29 protein-coding genes are annotated in these 21,220 nt (G+C 32.6%); 4 read left to right on the top strand and 25 right to left on the bottom strand.

The annotated features are described in order from the left end of the window. The 22 genes from KQH81_RS03290 to KQH81_RS03185 all read right to left on the bottom strand — a co-directional run bounded on the left by KQH81_RS03290 (position 1) and on the right by KQH81_RS03185 (position 15,907). Entirely contained in the window at positions 1-1,374 is a 1,374-nt protein-coding gene (locus KQH81_RS03290; RefSeq protein ID WP_230028919.1) for a terminase large subunit domain-containing protein, read from the bottom strand. Next, on the bottom strand, positions 1,367-1,888 hold the full coding sequence (locus tag KQH81_RS03285) for a terminase small subunit (protein ID WP_168972571.1): 522 nt from the start codon (positions 1,886-1,888) through the stop codon (positions 1,367-1,369). Before KQH81_RS03285 ends, KQH81_RS03290 begins: the two co-directional genes overlap by 8 nt. Before the next feature lie 16 nt (positions 1,889-1,904). Next, entirely contained in the window at positions 1,905-2,114 is a 210-nt protein-coding gene (locus KQH81_RS03280; RefSeq protein ID WP_230028918.1) for an Rpo12/RPC10 RNA polymerase subunit family protein, read from the bottom strand. A gap of 158 nt (positions 2,115-2,272) precedes the next feature. Continuing rightward, on the bottom strand, positions 2,273-2,707 hold the full coding sequence (locus tag KQH81_RS03275; protein ID WP_230028917.1) for a DNA-binding response regulator: 435 nt from the start codon (positions 2,705-2,707) through the stop codon (positions 2,273-2,275). 129 nt (positions 2,708-2,836) lie between these two features. Continuing rightward, a complete protein-coding gene (locus tag KQH81_RS03270) occupies positions 2,837-2,986 on the bottom strand; it encodes a hypothetical protein (protein ID WP_230028916.1) in 150 nt (49 codons plus the stop codon). Between the two features lie 79 nt (positions 2,987-3,065). Next, positions 3,066-4,427: an SNF2-related protein gene (locus KQH81_RS03265; protein WP_230028914.1), complete on the bottom strand. Its 1,362-nt coding sequence runs from the start codon at positions 4,425-4,427 to the stop codon at positions 3,066-3,068. Beyond that, complete coding sequence (locus KQH81_RS03260) at positions 4,424-4,702, bottom strand: VRR-NUC domain-containing protein (RefSeq protein WP_230028913.1); 279 nt, start codon at positions 4,700-4,702, stop codon at positions 4,424-4,426. Before KQH81_RS03260 ends, KQH81_RS03265 begins: the two co-directional genes overlap by 4 nt. Before the next feature lie 278 nt (positions 4,703-4,980). Continuing rightward, positions 4,981-7,395, bottom strand: coding sequence for a virulence-associated E family protein (locus KQH81_RS03255; protein WP_230028912.1), 2,415 nt, complete (start codon positions 7,393-7,395; stop codon positions 4,981-4,983). Positions 7,396-7,448: 53 nt separating this feature from the next. Further along, the gene (locus tag KQH81_RS03250; protein WP_230028911.1) at positions 7,449-7,631 is read right to left on the bottom strand and encodes a hypothetical protein; all 183 of its coding nucleotides are present in this window, start codon (positions 7,629-7,631) and stop codon (positions 7,449-7,451) included. 28 nt (positions 7,632-7,659) lie between these two features. After that, positions 7,660-9,612, bottom strand: a complete 1,953-nt coding sequence (locus KQH81_RS03245; protein WP_230028910.1) for a DNA polymerase — start codon at positions 9,610-9,612, stop codon at positions 7,660-7,662. A 4-nt stretch (positions 9,613-9,616) separates the two neighbouring features. After that, positions 9,617-9,778: a DUF6877 family protein gene (locus KQH81_RS03240; RefSeq protein ID WP_230028909.1), complete on the bottom strand. Its 162-nt coding sequence runs from the start codon at positions 9,776-9,778 to the stop codon at positions 9,617-9,619. A 5-nt stretch (positions 9,779-9,783) separates the two neighbouring features. Beyond that, entirely contained in the window at positions 9,784-10,341 is a 558-nt protein-coding gene (locus KQH81_RS03235) for a DUF2815 family protein (protein WP_230028907.1), read from the bottom strand. A 2-nt stretch (positions 10,342-10,343) separates the two neighbouring features. After that, positions 10,344-10,712, bottom strand: a complete 369-nt coding sequence (locus KQH81_RS03230; protein WP_230028906.1) for a helix-turn-helix domain-containing protein — start codon at positions 10,710-10,712, stop codon at positions 10,344-10,346. 8 nt (positions 10,713-10,720) lie between these two features. Further along, positions 10,721-11,869, bottom strand: a complete 1,149-nt coding sequence (locus KQH81_RS03225; protein ID WP_230029241.1) for a DUF2800 domain-containing protein — start codon at positions 11,867-11,869, stop codon at positions 10,721-10,723. Beyond that, a complete protein-coding gene (locus KQH81_RS03220) occupies positions 11,866-12,279 on the bottom strand; it encodes a hypothetical protein (protein WP_230028905.1) in 414 nt (137 codons plus the stop codon). Before KQH81_RS03220 ends, KQH81_RS03225 begins: the two co-directional genes overlap by 4 nt. Positions 12,280-12,302: 23 nt before the next feature. After that, positions 12,303-12,830, bottom strand: coding sequence for a hypothetical protein (locus tag KQH81_RS03215; protein ID WP_178312013.1), 528 nt, complete (start codon positions 12,828-12,830; stop codon positions 12,303-12,305). 60 nt (positions 12,831-12,890) lie between these two features. After that, positions 12,891-13,145, bottom strand: coding sequence for a sporulation transcriptional regulator SpoIIID (locus KQH81_RS03210; protein ID WP_230028904.1), 255 nt, complete (start codon positions 13,143-13,145; stop codon positions 12,891-12,893). 11 nt (positions 13,146-13,156) lie between these two features. After that, positions 13,157-13,732 carry a sigma-70 family RNA polymerase sigma factor gene (locus KQH81_RS03205; RefSeq protein WP_230028903.1) on the bottom strand — a complete coding sequence of 192 codons (576 nt, stop codon included), beginning with the start codon at positions 13,730-13,732 and terminating at the stop codon, positions 13,157-13,159. Between the two features lie 145 nt (positions 13,733-13,877). Further along, positions 13,878-14,714, bottom strand: coding sequence for a Rha family transcriptional regulator (locus KQH81_RS03200; RefSeq protein ID WP_230028902.1), 837 nt, complete (start codon positions 14,712-14,714; stop codon positions 13,878-13,880). An 11-nt stretch (positions 14,715-14,725) separates the two neighbouring features. Continuing rightward, a complete protein-coding gene (locus tag KQH81_RS03195) occupies positions 14,726-14,929 on the bottom strand; it encodes a helix-turn-helix domain-containing protein (protein WP_168972224.1) in 204 nt (67 codons plus the stop codon). Between the two features lie 16 nt (positions 14,930-14,945). Continuing rightward, complete coding sequence (locus tag KQH81_RS03190; RefSeq protein ID WP_230028900.1) at positions 14,946-15,686, bottom strand: hypothetical protein; 741 nt, start codon at positions 15,684-15,686, stop codon at positions 14,946-14,948. Between the two features lie 14 nt (positions 15,687-15,700). Further along, on the bottom strand, positions 15,701-15,907 hold the full coding sequence (locus KQH81_RS03185) for a helix-turn-helix domain-containing protein (RefSeq protein ID WP_027638630.1): 207 nt from the start codon (positions 15,905-15,907) through the stop codon (positions 15,701-15,703). A gap of 72 nt (positions 15,908-15,979) precedes the next feature. On the opposite strand from KQH81_RS03185, the gene KQH81_RS03180 reads away from it, so the two are divergent. Then, entirely contained in the window at positions 15,980-16,174 is a 195-nt protein-coding gene (locus KQH81_RS03180; protein WP_230028898.1) for a hypothetical protein, read from the top strand. Between the two features lie 3 nt (positions 16,175-16,177). Here the strand turns inward: KQH81_RS03180 and KQH81_RS17590 are convergent, their stop codons facing one another. After that, positions 16,178-16,312 (bottom strand): hypothetical protein, encoded by a 135-nt coding sequence (locus tag KQH81_RS17590; RefSeq protein WP_268254224.1) that lies wholly within the window; start codon positions 16,310-16,312, stop codon positions 16,178-16,180. A 240-nt stretch (positions 16,313-16,552) separates the two neighbouring features. On the opposite strand from KQH81_RS17590, the gene KQH81_RS03175 reads away from it, so the two are divergent. The 3 genes from KQH81_RS03175 to KQH81_RS03165 all read left to right on the top strand — a co-directional run bounded on the left by KQH81_RS03175 (position 16,553) and on the right by KQH81_RS03165 (position 18,831). Then, positions 16,553-16,963 carry a helix-turn-helix domain-containing protein gene (locus tag KQH81_RS03175; RefSeq protein WP_230028897.1) on the top strand — a complete coding sequence of 137 codons (411 nt, stop codon included), beginning with the start codon at positions 16,553-16,555 and terminating at the stop codon, positions 16,961-16,963. Positions 16,964-16,975: 12 nt separating this feature from the next. Further along, positions 16,976-17,404 (top strand): ImmA/IrrE family metallo-endopeptidase, encoded by a 429-nt coding sequence (locus KQH81_RS03170; RefSeq protein ID WP_230028895.1) that lies wholly within the window; start codon positions 16,976-16,978, stop codon positions 17,402-17,404. A gap of 143 nt (positions 17,405-17,547) precedes the next feature. Further along, complete coding sequence (locus tag KQH81_RS03165; protein WP_230028894.1) at positions 17,548-18,831, top strand: site-specific integrase; 1,284 nt, start codon at positions 17,548-17,550, stop codon at positions 18,829-18,831. Positions 18,832-18,896: 65 nt separating this feature from the next. On the opposite strand, the gene rlmD is transcribed toward KQH81_RS03165, so the two are convergent. After that, positions 18,897-20,267 carry a 23S rRNA (uracil(1939)-C(5))-methyltransferase RlmD gene (rlmD, locus tag KQH81_RS03160; protein ID WP_027637497.1) on the bottom strand — a complete coding sequence of 457 codons (1,371 nt, stop codon included), beginning with the start codon at positions 20,265-20,267 and terminating at the stop codon, positions 18,897-18,899. A 150-nt stretch (positions 20,268-20,417) separates the two neighbouring features. Next, a complete protein-coding gene (locus KQH81_RS03155; protein ID WP_027637498.1) occupies positions 20,418-20,774 on the bottom strand; it encodes a DUF1540 domain-containing protein in 357 nt (118 codons plus the stop codon). Between the last annotated feature and the right edge of the window lie 446 nt (positions 20,775-21,220).

The following is a 21,220-nucleotide window of genomic DNA, read 5'->3' as shown; positions in this document are numbered from 1 at the left end:
TTACTCCTCCTTATAATCTCCTATCATCTTTCTAAAAGGTATCCATGCATACTGACAAGAGTTAATCGTATGGTCATTAGCATCTTCTGGCTCATCTTTATCCTCTTTCCATGAATAAGTTTCCAACTCCCTTATATGTTCTTTGCAAGTATCAACCACATAATAGAATACCTGTGTTTCATCACTTCCCATCCAACTTAATAAGAAGTTAATTCTATCTATTATCTCTACTTTCTTATATGAATTAATAAAGTTATATAAATTAGGCTTTTGCCTTTTTAGTTTCTTAAGTTCAGTAATAGTTGCTTGGTCTGCACTATCAACAAAGACATCTCTAGCAAATCCCCATTCTTTTCTGTTCTTCTCTAAAAACTCAACAAATTTTACTGCTGTATCACTTGGAGCTAATGGCTTTTCTTTATTGTCCTTATTGTTGTAGGTTTCTTCGCTTAAATAAAATAACTTTTTATCAGCTGTAATTCCCATAAAAGTCATTGCTATAGTATCATTGGATTGACTTGAATAAGAAGTGTCTAACCCAGCTGTAAATTGTATAAATCTTATTTTTTTATCTTGTATCTGTTTCTTTATTTTAGCTTTAGTTGTTAGGTTTCTGTTTCTATCAAAATTACAGAATATTAATCCTGTTGCCCTTCCCCTAAGTCCCAGTATCTTATTTTTATAAAGCTTAGTACCTTTAGGAGCACTTAACTTCTTTTTCTCTATATCTTCCTCACTAAGACTTGCATTATCATAGAAATCAAAAAACCAGTAAGTCCAACCTTTCTTGGATTCACTGGTTAATTGCTCCATAATTTCTCCTGGAACATCTTTCTTATATTTTTCTAATGGTCTGGCACAATTTATAAACTCGCTATATACTGGCAAGTTAGGATCATCTGGGTTAAGCGTCATCATCATGTAATCATTTCTAGTACATATTTCTCTTATGAAATCAATACTTGCTGTGTTTGCTTCGTCTATCAACACACAACCAAATTGAGAACCCAAAGCCATCTTCCACTTTTCTATATTGTCATATCCTAATATATAAATTATCTTTTCACCATTAGGTGTTATATACCTTATATGAGGTATCTTATTATCTTTATCACCATTTCCATTGTATCTTACCAAATCTCCAAATACATCTAATATCCCATATTCCTTTTGGATTATATTCTTTTCAGCTACACCAGTTGTCTTTGCTGCTATTACATGCATTTTCTTTTTAGACTTAGCAACCATTAACATAAACTTAGTAATACCTACTGTTGTTTTTCCTGCTGCTGTTGTACCCTCTAAAACTTCTACTGGTGCTTTATGCTTTAAGAAATCTTTGTATTTAGGAGATAACTTATAATCATCACTCATTACCATCATCACCTAGTTGCTCTAATATGGCATCAAGTTTTTTAGTACTACTCACGTTAGCATTTATATTTATATTATCTTTGAACATACCCAAATGCTTTCCTAGGAGTTCTAAAGCCTTAAGCTTATCATTTAACCTAATCTCTCTTTCAACTCCATCACCTTCTTTAGTAGGTATAGTTTTTACTTTTACTGATGCAATAGCAGCTGTATCATCTTCACTAGCATTACATTTTATAGATGCTTCATCCATGTCTATTACATCACTAGCATTTACAAATGCAAGTCTTGCTAGTTCTCTTATTACTCTATCTTGGTTTATTCCTGTTCTCTTAGACCTTTCTGCTATAGCTTGGTCTATACATGCACGAATAGACGGTTTTGACATGTTCTCTGTTCCTACTTGTCTTGCACTTGATGGTTTATATCCTGCTCTAATTGCTGCTTGAGTAGCATTAAGGTCTATAAGATATTCTTCTACAAATCTTTGTTGTTTTTCAGTTAACTTGGCCATAATGCCACCTCACTTTCTATCTCTGCCTTAAGGCTCCTTTAACTCTCTTATAACTTCTTTCCTGCATACATTCTTTTAGATTATCCGTAACAGTTTCTTTCTTAACTCTTTTACTGCTGCAATAAGGACACACTAAGTATCCCTTTGATCTCTGTTCTTCTTCTGATAATAATACAAACTCTCTACCACAACTATTACATTTATAACTTGTATAGATACTTAACATGTTCTCACTTCCTTTATGTAAAAACTACCTCAAACTAAAAAAGCATCTACAGCCTAAGCCATAAATGCTTTTTATATAAAACTTGAAAGGAGGCTACTATTTTTCTAATTACTATTATACTATAGATAAAATAATTATTGAGTGGGTTAAAAGTGGGATTATATTCTTGAGTTTATTTCTTTTATATAGTCATAGCTATATCCAAGTTCATCAGCTATCTCTTTTAATGACTTACCTTCTAAATAATATTTTATACCAACCTTATATTCTAAACCTTTTAACCCTTTTACCCTCTCTACTAAAGTATTTCTTATGTTATTAAGATTATTTAGAATATCTTCTTGAAGTATTATCATACTATCAAGCCTAGACAGTTCCTCTACTAATCTTTGATAATCATCTACATGATATTCCTTTCGGGTTCCATGAATACAATCTGCATCTAAATAACTTGTACCTTCGCTATATCCATCAGGACATCCTGACATGAGTAAAAAACATTCTATTTTTATTTTACTCTCTCTACATCCTCTTAAAATATTTGTATTTAAATCTATTAACTCAGATATTTCTTTAAGATTATGCTTAATCATACTTATCACTCCTTTATGTCAATCTCAATTCCAGTTTCTATGATCCACTGTCTTTCCATAAGCTTGTCTTTATGTTCTATATTAATTTCTGATATAAGATTAGGTTCGTCCAAGGTATGTGCCTTAATATTACATCTCCATAAAATTAAGATACATATCTGAATTAACTACCTCATTGTATTCTTCTTTAAGTTTCATGATTATATCTACTGGTCCTATATTTTCATTATCTACCTTAAGCTTATTATTCTTTTTTAACACATGCATTAACAGCTTCATTTTCTATCAACTCCTTTGAAAAATATAAAATAAAAGACTATTAAAAATAAGTAAAATAATACTCCTGCTATCACATACCTCATATTTTCTCCAATCTTGCTTTTACTGCTTTTAAAAGCATATTCTGATTTATTTCTTTATTGGCCAATGCATTCATTACATCCTCATCTACCGTTCCTTTAGCTATAAGATGGTGTATTATAACTGAATTAGATTGACCTTGCCTGTAAAGTCTTGCATTAGCCTGTTGGTATAGCTCTAGGCTCCATGTAAGTCCAAACCATACAATGATATTCCCTCCATACTGAAGGTTTAAGCCATGTCCTGCACTTGCTGGATGAAGTAATGCAACTTCTATTTCTCCATTATTCCAGGATTTAATATCTTCTGAAGTATTAAGTGTTTGATATTTAATTTTAAGCTTTTCTAGAAGTTTTGATATTCTCTCATAGTCATGCTTAAAGTTATAAAAAACTAATACTGGTTTTCCATTTGATGTGTCAATTATTTCTTCTAGTCTGTTTAGTTTTTCATCATGAACCTTAATGACTTCCTTGGTTTCTGTATATATTGCACCATTGGCCAACTGCAATAATTTATTAGTCAACACTGCTGCATTGGCTGCTGTTATATCATCTTCACCTAATTCTATTACTAAGTCTTTTTCTAGTTGTTTATAAGTATCTAATGCTTTCTTAGGTAAAGTTATATCAATTCTATTATCTATTCTATCTGGCATATCTAAATAATCCTTTGCACTCATACTTATACAAATATCTGATATCTTATTTTGAATTGATTCTTCTGCACCTTGTTTAAGTTCCCAATTATAAACTACATAACCATTTCTTCTTCCAGGAGAAAAGAATCTTTCTCTATATCCTGTAATGGTCTTGCCTAATCTCTGTCCTCCATCTAACAAATATATCTGTGGCCATAAGTCTATTAGACTATTAGGTGCTGGTGTTCCTGTAAGCCCTACAATTCTTTTAAAGTATGGTCTTACTTTCTTTAGTGCCCTAAACCTCTTTGCCTTACTAGACTTAAAAGAACTCAATTCATCTATAACAACCATATCCCACATCCAGCTACTAAAGCATTCATCAACTAACCAATCTACATTCTCTCTATTAGTTACATAAACATCTGCATCTTTTAGTAATGCATCCCTTCTTTGCTTTTTAGTTCCTAAGATTTTAGATATCCTTAAATGTTTTAAGTGCTCCCACTTCTCACATTCTGTTGACCAGGTATCTTCAGCTACTCTTAAAGGTGCTATAACTAAAACTTTATTTATGTCCCCAAGCCACAGTAAATTATCTATAGCCGTTAAAGTTGATACTGTTTTCCCCATACCCATATCTAGAAATAATCCTGAAGCTTTATGATCCATAACATGATTAATTGCATAGGTCTGATATTTCCATGGACTAAATTTCATATAACCACTTCCTCTATGAAGTTTTTGACCCCATCTATGGAATCTATAACTCTCACATCAAACCCTAAGTCCTTTAACTCTTTAATTCTTTTAATCTGTATAGGCCTTGGTTTCTTTCCTGGTGCTTTAAGTTCTATGAAAACAATTCTGCCATGAGGTAATAAAATAATCCTATCTGGCACTCCTGACATTCCTGGACTAACGAACTTTAATGCTTTACCACCTATCAACTCTATTTCTTTTTTAAGTCTCTTCTCTATTTTTGATTCTTCCAAATTATCATCTCCCGATTTAGGCGGTGACAAGGTGACAAAATTTCTTATATAGTTCTATCTGTGTATTTAGGCGTATACGTATATACGTGTATATGCCTAATTATATAAATAATACTTATATATAATTTTTTGTCACCCTTGTCACCTTAGCCATTTGAACCTTTATTTTATATGGCTTTTTATGGGTGACATACAACGGTGACACAATTATTTTTTTGTCACCTCTGTCACCTCTCTTGATTTTTAACTTTGTCACCATCATTTGTATTCTGTCACCGCTAAAATTTACGTATATATGCCCTTTGTTGACCATAACATTTTCCAAATTTAAGTCTTCCGCTAAGTTCCCAATTACTAAATCCTCTTAAGATTTCATTTATTTCTCTACTTAACAACGGATTAAGCTGTTTAGGATCTCCATTAAAAAGCTCACACCAAATTTCCATAACACATGTTTTAGTTCTGGTGATATTGCCTTCTGGAACTTCTCCAAAATCTCCACCTTGTATATATGCTCTTCTATCATTTAAACTTAATGAATACCAATCTTCAGTAATAGGCTTATTTAAGTATTCATCTATTAATCCAGCTTTAGCACTTTCCTCGCTATGGCTATCCTGCTGTTTAGCAGCCTCCTTCTCTTCCTCACTGTTGAGATATAAAGGTTCATTATTTTTATATAACTCATAGGCTTCAGCCCATATCTGGTCTATCTCATATTTATTTAAATCATTAAATACACTCTTACTTCTTTCTTGCATACCTACATCTATTGGCCAGAACCTTCTATTTCCTGTTTTATCTCTTAAAAACTCTCTGTCATTAGTTGTACCTATGAACACACATTGTCTAGGAAATCTGCTTGTCCTACGTCCATATGCAACTCTGTATATATCTTCTGTTTTGGATAGAAAATGTTTTGTAGCTTCAATATCAGCTTTCTTTGTGGCCATCATTTCACCCATTTCTAAGATCCATACACCTTGTAATTGTTCATAAGCTTCCTTTCCGCTTACAGTAGTTAAACTATCTGAATACCACTCCTGTCCTAACTTTTTAATAATAGTACTTTTTCCTATTCCTTGTGGTCCACTTAAAACTGGCATATTATCAAACTTACATCCAGGATTGAATGCTCTTGCTACTGCAGCAACTAATATTTTTCTAGTTACAGTTCTTACATAGTTATTATCTTCTGCCCCTAGATAATCAATAAATAGTTTATCAATTCTTTCTTCTCCATCCCACATAAGACTATCTATATAATCTTTAATAGGATGAAACGAATGTTTTTCAAAACTTAATGCTAATGCATCAGCACATTTTGCAGTACTTGAGATAGCATAATATTTCTCAATAAACTCTCTAAGTCCACTATCATCAGTATCGTTCCAATCCGATTTATTTTCTTTTTTCCTCCATGGAAGTTGGCCAACTACTACAGCTCTATTAGAAAACTCATTGTAAGCAATCTTGCCTTTAAGCAATGGTTCATTTTCTATAATTAGTAGAAAATTACTTATAGTACTTCTTAATTTACCTTGCTCTGTATAAGTAAGTTCTTTTACCCATTCTGCATCTGATTCATCTTCAATTATTCCAAAATCCTCCTGAGCTGCTTGCATTTTTTCTTTTCCTATAGTAACTATTACTTTTTTATCATCTGCAGCAAACTCGCTCATTTTTGAGAAACTTGGAAGCCTATTAGCAGGTGTATCTTCCTTTGCTTCATCATCTAATTCCCCAAATTTATGAATTCTTACCAGGTCAAAGGCATTACATAAAATATTTGAAGCTGGATCCGTACCATGGTGGGAATAGCTAAATTTATCATCATATATAACTACACCGCCTGTGGTACTACCTTCTGCGTATGTGTACCTTGTTTCATCTGCACCAGATACATAAATCTCATTTAAGAACTCTGATATAGCCTCAGTAATTGTATAGGTTCTACAGAAGGCTCCTATAATACCTTTCTTAGTTAAAGGATCTTCTTGCTTCTTTATTGCACTACTAATCTTAGCTCTTACTCTGCTACTCTCTGGCCAATAACTTATATCTTGCCATCCAAATGTATATCTGGATAAGATATCATCTGGATTTAACCAAGGTAAGTCTTGATATTTAAATACATAATCTCCATCAGTTGGAGTTGATGGCCAATACATAAGTCTTTCAGGCTCATAAGTTGTGTCATCAAACTGGTCTATTCCTAAATCATCAGCTACCATTCTTCCTATAGCTTGATATTCATCTGGAAGTACTGGTCTTGATAAAGGTATTATTAACCTTAATCTTTGATTATCTGCCGTATGAGTATGAGTTGAATACATAACAACAGAGAAGTCATATAGGAGCTCTATACTGGACCATATATCTCCTTGTATATAATCTAGGTCTAATGTTAGTAGAGTTCTATTTTGAACATTACCTTTGAGCCTACGACCATTCTTTAGGCATCCACCTACAAATCCACCAACGTCTTTAATCTTCCCCTTTTCAGCCTTAGAAAGTTTTTTATATTCTGCAACTGTCTCCGGGGTTCTGGTTGTATGTGATAACTTTTCTACAAGTTCTGACCATTGCATGGTCTTGTTCTTCCATGTCTTTGTTTTGCTACTTGCTCCAGTAGCGATTGATATGGACCCATCATGTTTAATTTTTTCTTCTGTTTTATAAATGCTTTCCAAGGTATCACCTCTTTTCTGTATAGCACTAATATGATAATTTATTACATCTAATTTTATATAACTTCTATTTGCTTTATTAGTTTCTCTAAGCTTTTTGGTTCTAAATGATATAATCCATCTTTAGAACCATGTATACCATTGGTCACTATAGTTCCGTCTTCAAAAATAACTGATATAGTATTTATATTTAATAATAATTCTTCTTCACACTGAAATTCTTTTACTCTTATAAACATTACTTTCATCTCCTAATATCAATTTCTATTAATCTTTCATGTAGTAATTGCATTCATATCCATCAGCTGTAAGAGGCAGTCCTGGAGCCCATGAGATTGGTTCTCCAAAGATATCATTAACTTCCTCTAGACTTCCATAATCTTTAGGTACATCCATGATAATTTCATCATGAACATGCATTACTATAGGGTATCCCTTATCTTCAACTCTTTTCATTGTTATCCCTAAGCAGTCCCTAGCTGTAGCTTGAACTATATTCTCCACAAGTTTAGGTCCATAAGTTTCTAATGTGGTCCACTGCTTACTTGTTTGTTCCATGCCTTCATAAGTAATAATATTACTGCCATATTTGCCTTCTTCAATCTTCGGTCTTATATAGGAAAGTCTCCTTCCACAAGGTAGCTGGATGAATAGCACTCCAGGATCATAGATAAACTTAAGACCATACTGCATACATACAGTGGTTCTTTCAGCTATAGCTTTTTTAGCAGCTTTATCTACATCCCACCAAAACTTAGTTATGTTAGGACTTGCTGCTCTCCAATCTCTTACAAGTGGTTGTATTTCTTCTTCTGGAATACTCCCCGCTTTATCCATACTCTTTATAGCTCCTACACTTCCACCATAGCCAAGTGCAAGTTCTGCTATCTTTCCTTTCTGTCTTAAGTGCCCATTAACGCCATGCTTTTCTACTGGAACTTTAAACATTTGAGATGCAGAAGCACAGTATATATCTCCATTATTCTTAAAAACATCTAGTCTCCACTTCTCACCTGCGTACCAAGCAATTACTCTTGCTTCTATAGCTGAGAAGTCTGCAACCATGAATATATTACCTTCACTAGGTATAAATGCCGTTCTTATAAGCTGACTTAAAGTATCTGGTATACTGTCAAATAAAAACTCTGCATCATCAAATCTTCCTTCTTTTATACAATTCCTAGCTTCTTCTAAGTCAGGCAAATGGTTCTGAGGCAAGTTTTGTACTTGTACTAATCTGCCTGCCCACCTACCTGTCCTATTAGCTCCATAAAACTGTAATAATCCTCTTACTCTTCCATCTTCACATCTTGCTACTTCCATAGCCTGATATTTCTTTATAGAAGTCTTTGCCATAAGTTGTCTTAACTCTAAAACTCTTATTACTTTATCGTCCTCAGCTGCTTCAATTAATCCTGGAATACTATCTTTAGTCAAACTCTTAACTTCATATCCAACTCTTTCACTTAACCATGCTTTTAATTGTGTAGGTGAATTAGGATTGTTTAATCCAGTTAATTCAATAGCTTCATTTGTTAGTCTCTCTTTGAATTGTTCATCACATTTTATAGCATTTAGAATCACATCCATATCAAGATTTATTCCTCTGTCATTTATTCTTTGGTCTAAATCCCATAATTCTTTTTCATCCTGTATAGTTTTATATCTACCAAGCTTTTTCCTTATTTCTCTTTCAACTTCAACGTCTTGCTTACAGTATTCTTTAAATAGTTCCCACTTCTCAGGTTCATGTTCTGGAAGGTTTCTATTTCTTCCACCGTTAGTCTTAGTGGGTTTACAAGGCTTACAAAAGTATTGGACTAATGCTTTACCTTCCTTCATCTTTTGCTTATCTTCTTCAAAATGTAATGCCTTACCAACCATGTCCAAAGAACCAGGAAGTCCCATAGTTAACGCTTTAATCATTGTGCATTCCCATTGTTCTGGTGGCATTTCATAACACATAGAATTCTCTAATGAATTCCTTTCGAAATTTGCATTAAAAGCCGTTTTTAATATTTCATAGTCTAGAATAGCCGATTTCACTTCTTCAGGTAATGTTTCGCCATTCATAATATCTATTATTTCTACTGGTTCATCATCAAAAGCATATGCGAATAGCAATATTTCAAATGATGGGTGCTCACAGTATCTATAAGCACCCACCTCTTTAATATTCAACTCGCAATATGTCTCTACATCTATTGCAAGTGTTCTCATTAATCTACCTCACAAACTTCTCAGCATATCTAAATTGCTGTTTTATATATTGATCATCCTCTTTTCCTCCAGAAGCCAACCAATCAGTTATCCTTTTCTCTACATCTTTTAATACAACAAATGGAATGTCATATTTGCATAGGTCTGAAATCGAATTAATCCTCATATTTTCTAACCTAAGAAATCATCCTCAGCTGATTCTATAGCTTCAAAGTCATCTTCTGCTCTAGTGAATCCTCCAAGAGGTTCTCCATCTTCTAATTTTTGTACATTCCCTAATCCTGCTGCTATACCTTTATTCCCACTTGCTGCATAAGCATAAAAGTTAAGTGTTAATCTTGCATAACATCCGCTATAAACTTCTGATTGATCAAGTATAGGCTGTACATCTTTATCAACTATTCCTGGTTTATTCTTAGAGTTAGCATTTAAGAAATAACATCCTGCATAAGCTTCATCACCTTCTCTGTCTACATCACCATCTCTAAGAGGGGTTTTAACATTAGCAGGTACTTTTCCATTCCACTTAGCTTTTCCATCTTCCTTAGCTTGATTAACTGCATCCTTTATAGCTTGTAATGTCTCCTTATCACTCTTTGGAATGATAACTGATACTGAATACTTTGGCTCATTTCCTTCTATTGCATGTGGCTCAAATAAATGAGCATAGCTTAATCTAACCTTTCCTGTAGTTACCTTTGTTCCTGTTCTTTTTGCTGTTATTTTCATAATTAAATTTCCTCACTTTCATTTATTAAAATTTTTAATGCTATTTTTAACCCATCTAAATTACCTTTCATGTAATTTAAATTTGGATTATATCCTTCCTGTAAAATTGATTTTTCAATATTTTGTATGGCTTCATTTAAATGTTTGATAACATTGTCATAGTTCTTAACATCATATATATCTCCCACTAGTTTACCAATAGTAACCCCAAGAGCCGCAGCTATTTTATTTAGTATATCTATAGATGGCTCTCTAGTATTAGTTTCATAGCGAGTAATCGCTGAATCAGTTGAATCTATTTTCCTCGCAAGTTGTGCCTGGGTCATATTTTTCTCTTTTCTATATTTCTTAATGTTTTCTCCTAATGTCAAAATATCACCTACTCTTGAAAATCTGCTTTAGCAGGATTATAAGGTTCTCTCTTATCAGATATAGGTACTAACGTAGGTTTTCCTGGTGGCTTTATAATGTAATCACCTAGAAGTCTTTGAACTTCTTTCTTACCTATAGCACTTTCTATTTTGCTAATTCCATCAAGCTTAGTTGTGTAGATAATACTCCTTTCAAATCCTTCACCAGTAAGTATTTGTCCGACTTTATCCTCACTACTCCACTTTCTATTACTTCTACCTTCAACTACTTTAAAGCCCTCATACTCTTCACCTTGCAGAGCTTGCTCCAGGGCATAATCTTTTACATCACTGGCCCACTTAACTAATTCATCTACTCTGCTTAGAACAAAAGCTATATCGTTATTATCCATAGTATCTTGCTTCTGAAAGTCATACTGTGCAAGTTCCATATTCTTATCTGCTCTAGCCTTGCATACTGCTTTAGCTCTACAAAATTGACAATGGTCTCCTGCACAAAACTCTCCTTCACCTTTGAAAGCTAAATCCGCAGTTGGTTTAACATACTCTTCTGCCCATTTAAGAAGATCATCAGCCATTACCTCAAAAGTTGATATGTTATCTAACCTTGGTTGAATAATGGTCATTCTCACTTTTTCAATATCATATAAGAATGAGAATTCTTGTATTGCCCCTAATGCATATAACATCATTTGCTTATTGTTATTTGCGCTTACTGGAACACCCTTACCATACTTAAGGTCGCATATTTCCATAGTTCCATCTGCTATTATCACAAAGTCACCAGTTCCAAAACCTTCAGGAACCCATTCACTGAAATCTAGTCTTTGTTCAACTTTGAATACTGCATCAGGAGTTTTTGCTTTTGCTTCACTAACCTTTTCCATACATGTATCTGTATAAATCTCAACATAGTCAGGCATGTCAGCTGAATATAACTCATGAGCTTCTATCTTCTTAATTTCAGAGTTATATTTTCTTGTACTTATTTCTCCTAAGGCTTTTCTGAGTCCTAATTCCCCTAGCTCGTGGGCAAGTGTACCTTCTTCTGCATACTCACTTGTCTTATTTTCAAATCCTTGTTCTAGCCTAGCTGATGGAGGACATGCCATCCATCTACTAGCACCAGAAGCACTTAATATCGCATGTGACATTATAGTAATTCCTCCGCTTCTTTAAGAACTGCTTCATAGTCCTCTTCTTTAATTTCAGGTATCTTACTAGCACCATATTTTGCTGTAAGGTCCTTAGCCTCCTGCTGTTTTCCAGCTTTAAGTAGTTTAGAGAATACTGCTCTCACTTGTTCCTTAGTGATTTTTATAACTTTTTCTTCCTTTGGTTCTTCTACCGGCTTATCTTCCTTAACAGGTTTTTCATTCTTACTTTTTTCTTCTACTTTGACTTCTTCCTTTGATTCTTCTATTGGCTTTTCTACTATAGGAGCTTGTGTAACTTTTTCAAAAGTCTCCTTCATTCCCTTCTGAGCATAAGTAATTGACTTAGCTCCAAATGTATTGATAAAACTTACTAACTCCTCATTAGAGTTAAATTCTGCTGTAATTTTCATATTTTCTTTCCTCCTAAATTTTTTTATTTTCTTTCGCCACATACAAATAATTTGGATTTATCTATATCAGCTACTAATGACTTCATTTCATCTTCCTCTAAGCTTGATAAATCAAAGCCTAGTCCTTTTAAATACTCTGCTATCTTCTTAGCACTGCTCATACTCTTAGAAACTACACGTACTTTATGATAATTAGCTTTGACCTCCTTTATTTCTTTGTTTTTTGCATCTTTAAGTTTCTGAACCTCACCTTGAAAGCTACAATTATTAACAATACTGCTTTTTAAGTTAGATAAATATCTCTTCCCATGGTCTATATCATAAGATCCATTGTATAAAACTTCTGTATCTTCTCTCATGTCTGTTAATAGTAATGTCAGATTAGTTGAAAAACGGTTGAAAATATCTTGAAACTGATCTATCTTATCTGTATAAACCTCTAGCTTTTCAGCTTTCTTGCTTTCTATCTGCTTATTAAATCTATCCTCGACGCTATTAATTGCCTTTTGTTCTACTCTATCTATGAAATCTATTAATTCTCTTTTTACCATTTGAATTTCCCCTTCCATGTGTTATACTGAACTTGAATGTTTTATTAAATTTTTGGTGGCTTATGCCATCTTTTTTTTATATCTTTTTTGAGTGGTTATTCCACCTCTTATATGTCTTACTTCTTTGTTGTGATCCAATAGCTTTAGCACTTCTGTGTGTAGCTGTGGATTTACTATAGCTAATCTTTTACTCAAATCCTTATGAATAAGTGATTTACTTACACCAAAGGCTTTGGCTGTTTTCCTTGTTGTTGAGTTGTTAGCTAAAAAGTAACTAGCTTCTTCCTTTATCCTTTCTTCAATATCCCTATGCATTTTATAACCTCCTAACTTGCAATTTCTTCTCTAAGCTTCTTTAAAATTCTACTTCTAAGTCTGCTTACTTGAATTTGAGATACCCCTATCTCTTTACCAATTTCACTTTGTACATACCCTAACTTCAATAGTTCAATTATTTTCTTGTCTCTATCAGCTAATCTTGATATAACGCTTTCTACATCTAACTCTGTGATTAGTTCTTCCTCAAAGCTATCTTCAATACATATCTTCGATTCAAAAGAATTCTCCTTATTATCGTCATTTTCAAAAATGGCATTATAAGATACTGTTCTTAGATTTATAACTCGTTTAGTAGCGTTCAAATCTCTAAGAAAAATCCACATATCTGCTTCCACATACTGAAAAGCATATGTTAAAAATGCTACCCTGTCATTGAACCTTTCATCATACTTTAGAAACGCTCTGTAAAAAGCTATATCTATCTCTTGCTTTAAATCCTCCATATCCATTGGCATTCTGTTCCACTTGATTTGCATCTTATGTCTAAATGCTGCAAACTGCTCATAAGCTTGTTCAAAGCTCATTTCTACTATCTCTCCATTGATGTTTAATCTCTTCTTCATACCTTCACCTCCTATAGCATGTACCACAAATCAAATAAGAAAATTGACGCTGGTACAAGCAAAGCCACTTGAAAAAGTGTGTGAAGATCATCCTTACCTTTTATAGCTTTATAAATGTTTCTAGCTATGATATAAAGTACAACTGCTAAGCAGTATAAGCTTGCTGCTTTAATCCCCCATGTGTGCATATTAACCCTCCTAAACTATCCCGTTTTTTTATAGCCATTTTGCTGACAATGCTTAAATATCCATTTATAAGCTTTTCATCTTCTGCTATTACATCCAAAGGATTAAGTTTATCTATCTTAGACTTACTAACACCTTCAAGAGCCATATTCTTTTTCTTGTTTTGTAGCCTACGCTTAACATCTACTTTGAAAGTTTCATCAAGTATTTTATAGCTTTCTTCTCTCACATCTCTAATGTGCTCGAATCCACCAAGCTTGTTTGCTATTTTATTAATTATAGCTGCTGTATCTTTCCTCCAAGCATTAGGTGTAAGAGCTACTAAATCCCTCATGCCCTGTATCTCTTCCCTAGACTTCTCTGCTTCCGCCTTAGCTTCAAGGGCGTGGTAATTAGCTTGATTAACCTGTTCTCTCATGTCCTTTAAGCTTTGTGCCTGCATTATTATTAAATCTTCTATGCATGTAGGCTTGGACTGTTCTTTTAAAGCTTGTTCCATCTTGTTAAATGCATCAATGTACTTTAACTTCCACTCTATAGCTTTACCGCCTGTGAACCCCATAGCAAGTAGCGTAAATCCGTCCCTGGTAAGCAAATATTCTTTATAACTTTTCCCAGTACCAGCCTTATAACTACTTTCTATAAACATTTTTGTCATAACGGAATTTTCCGTTTTGATAAATTCCTCAATCTTTTCTATTACATCTGCATGTCTCTTTTCAAAATTCTCTGCTACTTCTCTGCTTGTAACTACCATTTCTCCTTCGTGGTTTTTAATACTAATTAATTCTTTCATACTGTTCCTCCTTATAAATCTTTAATATCCTTAGGATCTGTTAAATCTTTTCCTTCATATTTAGCTAAAAACTCTAGCAATGATGTCTTTCGAATCTTATAACTTCCTAACTTAAGAACTGGCAATAATCCTTCGTTAATAAGCGAGTAAACATATGCAGGGTTTGTTTTAATAAGCTTTGACACTTCTTGGACTGTATAAAGAACATCTTCCATTTGCTAGCCCTCCTTTCTAATCAAACATTACTTCTAAAAAAGCATATACAGTGTTATATTTATTTACTGGTATCTCTTCCCACTTGATAACGTCGAATTCTTTAAAAACTCTATCTTTAGCGTTTTTGTATTTAATGTCATTAGCGTATATTGCTCTTCCATACTTCTTGCATAGAACTTCTTTAAGTTTTCCAGTTAATCTTGACACGTTTCTAGCTCTTAACCCTATAAGGTCCATAGCTTGGTCTATTTGATGGTCTTTGGCTTGAATACTGTCTTGTACATATTGTTGTATCCCAGTCATAGCTTTACTCATAAATTGCATATTCTGTGCCATTAGGCTCATATTTTTTACGACATCTTCATCTATATTAGCTAAAGCAAGTTGTCCGTTTTCTCTAGCTTCATCTAGACTTACCAACCAGTTCTTAAACCTATTGGCCTTTTCACTGTGGCATTCGATTGCTAATCTTTTACTTAACCAACTACTCATATAAATAGAATTTCTATCATCTGTATTTTCTATTTCATCTAAAATGTAGTTGATTTCTACCAGTATTTTCTTGTCCACATCTGTGGACTTAATTAAATTTAACTTTTCTGTTATTCCTTTATCAGTCCACCTAATTTTTAAATAGCCATTTTGTTCCCTGGTTAATCCACAACACTTAGCAACATGAACTAAATTAATAAGTGTATTCCCTTTATCTGTTTTAACTTTAACTTCTTGCCCTTCAAACAATTTGATATTATTCATCTTCTTTTCTCCTCCTATCCCATAATCTTAAAATCTCTAAAGATTTCATCTGTAGTACATTTATAAGTATCTGCAAGTCTTTTAATCAACTGTGCTGATGGACTAGTCCATCCCTGCTCTAACTTATAAAATGTACTTTTACTTACGCCTAAACGCTCAATAGCTTCTTCTTGCTCTATACCAGCGTTTAACCTTCTTAGTCTTATAGGTGTGTTTTTCACTGTATATCATCTCCTTTATTGCTATATTGTTACTTTAGGTGATAAAATTGTCTTTGAAAGGTGGTGAATTTTATGTCTGATGTGATTACTTATTCAGTAAAAGCTAAAGCTCACGATCTAACTTTGTTAAATCTAAAATCTCAAAATTTGTCTGAACTTTCTCCAGAAGAACTTACAAATAAATATTTAGAAATTTACTCTAAAATATATAAGATTTTAGAAGATGACAGAATTACAAATAAGCCCAAATTAAAAACTAGTTTCTAAAAACTAGAGTGCTCTAGCTGATATTAGTTCAGCTAGAGCTTTAACCATATCAATAGTTGCATCTGTAACAATTTTAGATTCCACTTCTGAATTAATATAGTTACATAAATTTTCTATAACTTTATCTATATTTTCCATTTCCTATTCCCCCTTTACAATTTGATTTACAAGATAAACTTATTCTTTGAGGTGAATTGTTTGTCTTGGTATGTTTTAATAATATCCTATTTTGCGATAAAAATAAAATACTTGTATATCCCTTTTTAGGATAATATGTAGAATTAGCTCCTCATTACTTAAAAAATCTTTAATTATCGCAAATTTGCTATTGATTTTATCCTCAAAAGTGATAATATTATCTTATGAGGTGAATTTGTTATGTTAGGTGATAAAATTAAGAATTTAAGAAAAGGTATGAGTCTAACCCAAGAACAACTATGTAGTAAAATTGGCATAGCTCAATCAACATTAGGTATGATTGAAAGTAATAGTAGACCAGCTGGCAGAAAGACATTAGTTAAGATAGCTGACTTCTTTGGAGTAACAGTAGATTATTTAATAAGTGATAATGAAACTGGATTGAATGAAAAAGATAAAAAATCCATAACTAAAGATTTGAAAGTTCTTATGGATGAATTTAGAGAAGGTACTGATGGTACCGCTTATTATAATGGACAAGAACTTGCAGAAGAAGATTTAGACTTGATTGAAAGTGCTATGAAAATAGCCTTAGAACAAATAAAAATTAAAAACAAGGAGAAATATACACCAAATAAATATAAAAAATAGGTGGGGGATAATTTGAATACTTATATTAAAAGGGTAATTAACGATTTAAAAGAAAAATATAAAACCAATGACCCTTTTGAGTTAGCAAATTGCTTAGATGTAGTTTTAGTAACCCAACCTTTAGGCAGTATCTATGGTATGTACAAATATATAAAAAGAAATAAAGTTATTTATTTAAATTCAAATTTAGATGATTGTCAAAAGCGTTTCGTTCTAGCTCATGAATTGGGTCATTGTGTACTTCATACAAAATCGACATGCTTTTTTACTAGCATAGGTTATATAAATAAGGGAAAAAAAGAATATGAAGCAAATTTATTTGCTGCTGAATTTTTAATATATGATGTGGATCCTATTATTCTTGAGGGCTACTCTATTAATCAATTAGCTGCTTATTATGAAGTTCCTAGCGAATTAATAGAATTAAAAAGACACATTTAAATTGTTTATATTATAGGTCTTTACTGACCTTAATATATTTTTTAACTTACAAAAGAACATATATTCGTAAAGGTGGTGATTTTATGTAATTTTAAGACATATATTCTAAGTTTTACTTTAAAATCAAGGAAAGGAGAATTCATATGGCAGAAATTAATGTAAGAAAAAGGGGCAATAAATGGGAATATCGTTTTGAAGCTGCAAAGATAGATGGGAAAAGAAAGCAGATTTCAAAAAGTGGATTTAAAACAAAAAAAGAAGCTTTAGAATCAGGAACAAAGGCTTTAGCTGAATACAATAATACAGGAATGCACTTTGAATCAACTGAAATCAGTGTATCTGATTATTTGGATTTTTGGTTTGATAATTATTGCAAGATTGAACTAAAATATAACACACAACTTGCTTATTTGAGTATCATAGAGAATCACCTAAAACCGAACTTTGGTCAATATAAACTGAAATCACTAAATCCAACAATGATTCAAGTATATGCCAATAATCTGAAATTGAATGGATTTTCAAGGTCACACCTTGTGGGAATTATTTCAACCTTTTCAGCTTCATTGGATTATGCAGTTCATCCTTTGCAGTATTTAAAAGAAAATCCAATACACTATGTAAAATTTCCAACTGTAGAAAGAAAACCAAAGGAAAGGATAATATTGAAACCTGATGAATTTCAAGAAATCATTGAAAGGTTTCCAGTAGGAAATAGATTTCACATTCCACTACTTATTGGATGGAATTGTGGTTTGCGTATATCTGAAACATTTGGATTAACATGGGATGATATTGACTTTGATAATAAAACACTGACAGTTAACAAACAGATTGTAAAAAGAAATTATGGTGTTGATGTTCGTGAAGTTTTAAAGAAAAAAGGTAAGAAGGAAGAAAAGTCAGCATGGTACTTTACAACACCAAAATATAATTCTGTAAGAACAATTAAAATTGGTGACAGCCTAATCAAAGCATTAAAAGCTGAAAAAATTAGGCAATTTGAATATGAAATAACATATGGTGAATATTATACAATCATGATAAAGAAGGTTGAAAAAGACGAAAAAGGAAATGATATTATACGATTAATGCCTGTTCAGAAGTGTGTTGGAGCAACATTACCAAGGGTAAAAATGGTTTGTATAACTGAAAATGGTGAATATACTTCAACCGATTCATTTAAATATTGTAGCAGAGTTATTCATAATCAATTGAAACTTGCTTTTGATTATCATTCCTTAAGACATACACATGCTACATTGTTGATTGAAAATGGGATATCACCAAAATCAGTTCAGAAAAGACTTGGACATAAAAACATCCAAACTACTCTTCAAACATATGTCCATGATACAGAAAAAATGGAACAAAATGCAGTTGATGTATTTGAAAATGCTGTAAATGGAATTTTGCCCACCAAGTGATTTTTAGGTGGACACTAAGTGGACAAAACCATATTTTTTAAATATTTAAAACCATATAACCTTTATTATCTCTTGATTAGCTTCACCACAGTTTCTACATGTGATGAAAAAGGGAACATATCAACCGGCTGTACTTTTTCAACTTCGTAGCCCTTTCCTACTAATATAGCCATATCTCTTGCCAATGTACTTGGGTCACAAGATACGTATACTAGTGTTTTTGGTTTCATTATGCCTATAGAATCTAGCAGCTCTCTTCCGCAGCCTTTACGTGGAGGATCTACTACCATGACATCAGCGTAGATGTTTTGGTCTACCATTTGTGGTATGACTTTTTCCGCTTCTCCTACTAGGAATTCAACATTGTTTACCTTGTTTTCCATAGCGTTAATTTTAGCATCCTCTATGGCTTCTGGTACTATCTCTACCCCATAGACTTTCTTTGCTTTTTGGGATAGGAATAGTGATATAGTTCCTGTGCCGCAGTATGCGTCAAAAACCACTTCTTCTCCTGTTAATCCTGCAAACTCTAGAGCTTTACCGTAAAGCACTTCTGTTTGAAAAGGGTTCACTTGGAAGAAGGATAGTGGAGATATGTTAAAATGAAATTCTCCTATATAGTCCTTTATTGTGTCACTTCCCCATAGAGTTATGGATTTTAGTCCAAGAACAACATTTGTTGCTTTTTCATTTATATTTTGAATTATTGACTTTATGCCTTCTATATTCTTTGTAAGAAGAGCTATAAGTTCTTCCTTATGAGGAAGATGTTTTGATGAGGTAACTATAACTACCATGACTTCTCCTGTTTTATAGCCTTTTCTCACCATTACATGTCTTACTCTATCCTTCATAGCTTCTCTTGAAGTGTTATTTTCGTCATAAGCTTTTATATTGTAAGTATCCATCCAGTATTTTATTATTTCTACAACCTTGTCCCCTTCTTCATGCTGAATGAGACAAGTATCCATATCTATTATATTGTGACTCCTTGGTGCATAGAAACCTACAACTGACTTTCCTTCCTCTTTTCCTATAGGAAGCATAACCTTGTTTCTATATCTATGAGGTTCTACCATACCCAAAGTATCTTCAACCTTTATATTCTTAAAACCGCCTATCTTTTTAAGACAATCTTCAACTCTAGATTTTTTAAATTTAAGCTGCTTTTCATAGCTCATATGCTGAAGGTTACATCCTCCACATTTTTTATATAATTCGCAGGAAGGAGTCACCCTGCTTTGTGAAGGTTCAAGTATCTCTAATATCTTGCCATATCCATAATTTTTATTTGCTTTTATTATTTTTATAGCAACTTTTTCTCCTGTAAGAGCTCCTTTGACGAATATAGGATAGCCGTCTATTCTTGCTATGCCTTCACCTTCATAACCTTCGCCTTCTATGTACAAAATGTGTTCACTATTCTTTTCTATCAATAAATTCCACTCCTTAGCCTTCATTTCTATCCTCTATTATATCCTAAAGTATTTAAGGCTTAAAGCTAAAAATATTTATTTAGCTTTAAGCTCTTTATACAAATTTCTTTAATTAGTATTCTATTCTAAAATTAATAATTGATTTGTGATTTATTCATAAGTCTCACAGTAAGGTTTTGTGCCTTCTTTGTTTAATGATGCTATCATAACATTTTTAGCTTCGCATCTTCCATTATCGTTATACAAACATTTATAAGCAATACAATTTACAAATGGTGTTAGCACAACTTCATCAGGGTTTAATGCCTGCTCTATGGCTCCTCCTAAGTTTACATTGCCAAATTCTCTTAAGGCCTCTGCTAAATTTCTTTCACCAAAGGTAGAGCAAAATATTAAATCCTTATCTTTTTCATTTTCCTGTTTTATGTTTATATCTATATATCTGGCTGTACAATATCCTCCGATGTTGTTTACGCATCCATTAGCATTACAAGTAAGCTTTGTCATAATATTTATGGTTAAAGATATCCTATCTTTAACTGCCTCCTTCCTAAGCTTTCTTATAATTTATTTTTCCCAGTCTTTTAATACAAATTCATGAAATATCGAAAAAGCATAAGACCACTGGGGTAATCAGTGGTCTTATGCTTCTCCAACATTATGTATCATTAGAATGAGTAAAATTCCATGATACTTTTGCAATAGCTTTGAATAAATCAGTTGCCAGTTTTTCTCATATTCTCTTCTTAATCTTCGCCTGCATAAAATATACTATACACAAAAATCAGCTTAAATGTTGTTAACAAATTGTAAATTTTAATTGAAATATTATTTTTTCATGATTTTCTCTAAAATTAATAGTTTTTAACTATTAAATTATAGATTTTTAATTATAAAAAACTATAATTCTATTTATTATCCCGATTTTCAAAATATAAAAATTAGAGGTCTGA

This window comes from Clostridium cadaveris, from assembly GCF_020911725.1.
GTDB classification, from domain to species: Bacteria; Bacillota; Clostridia; order Clostridiales; family Clostridiaceae; genus Clostridium_X; species Clostridium_X cadaveris.
Note: the sequence above shows the minus strand (reverse complement) of the source record. Positions and strands in the feature narration are given on the sequence as shown.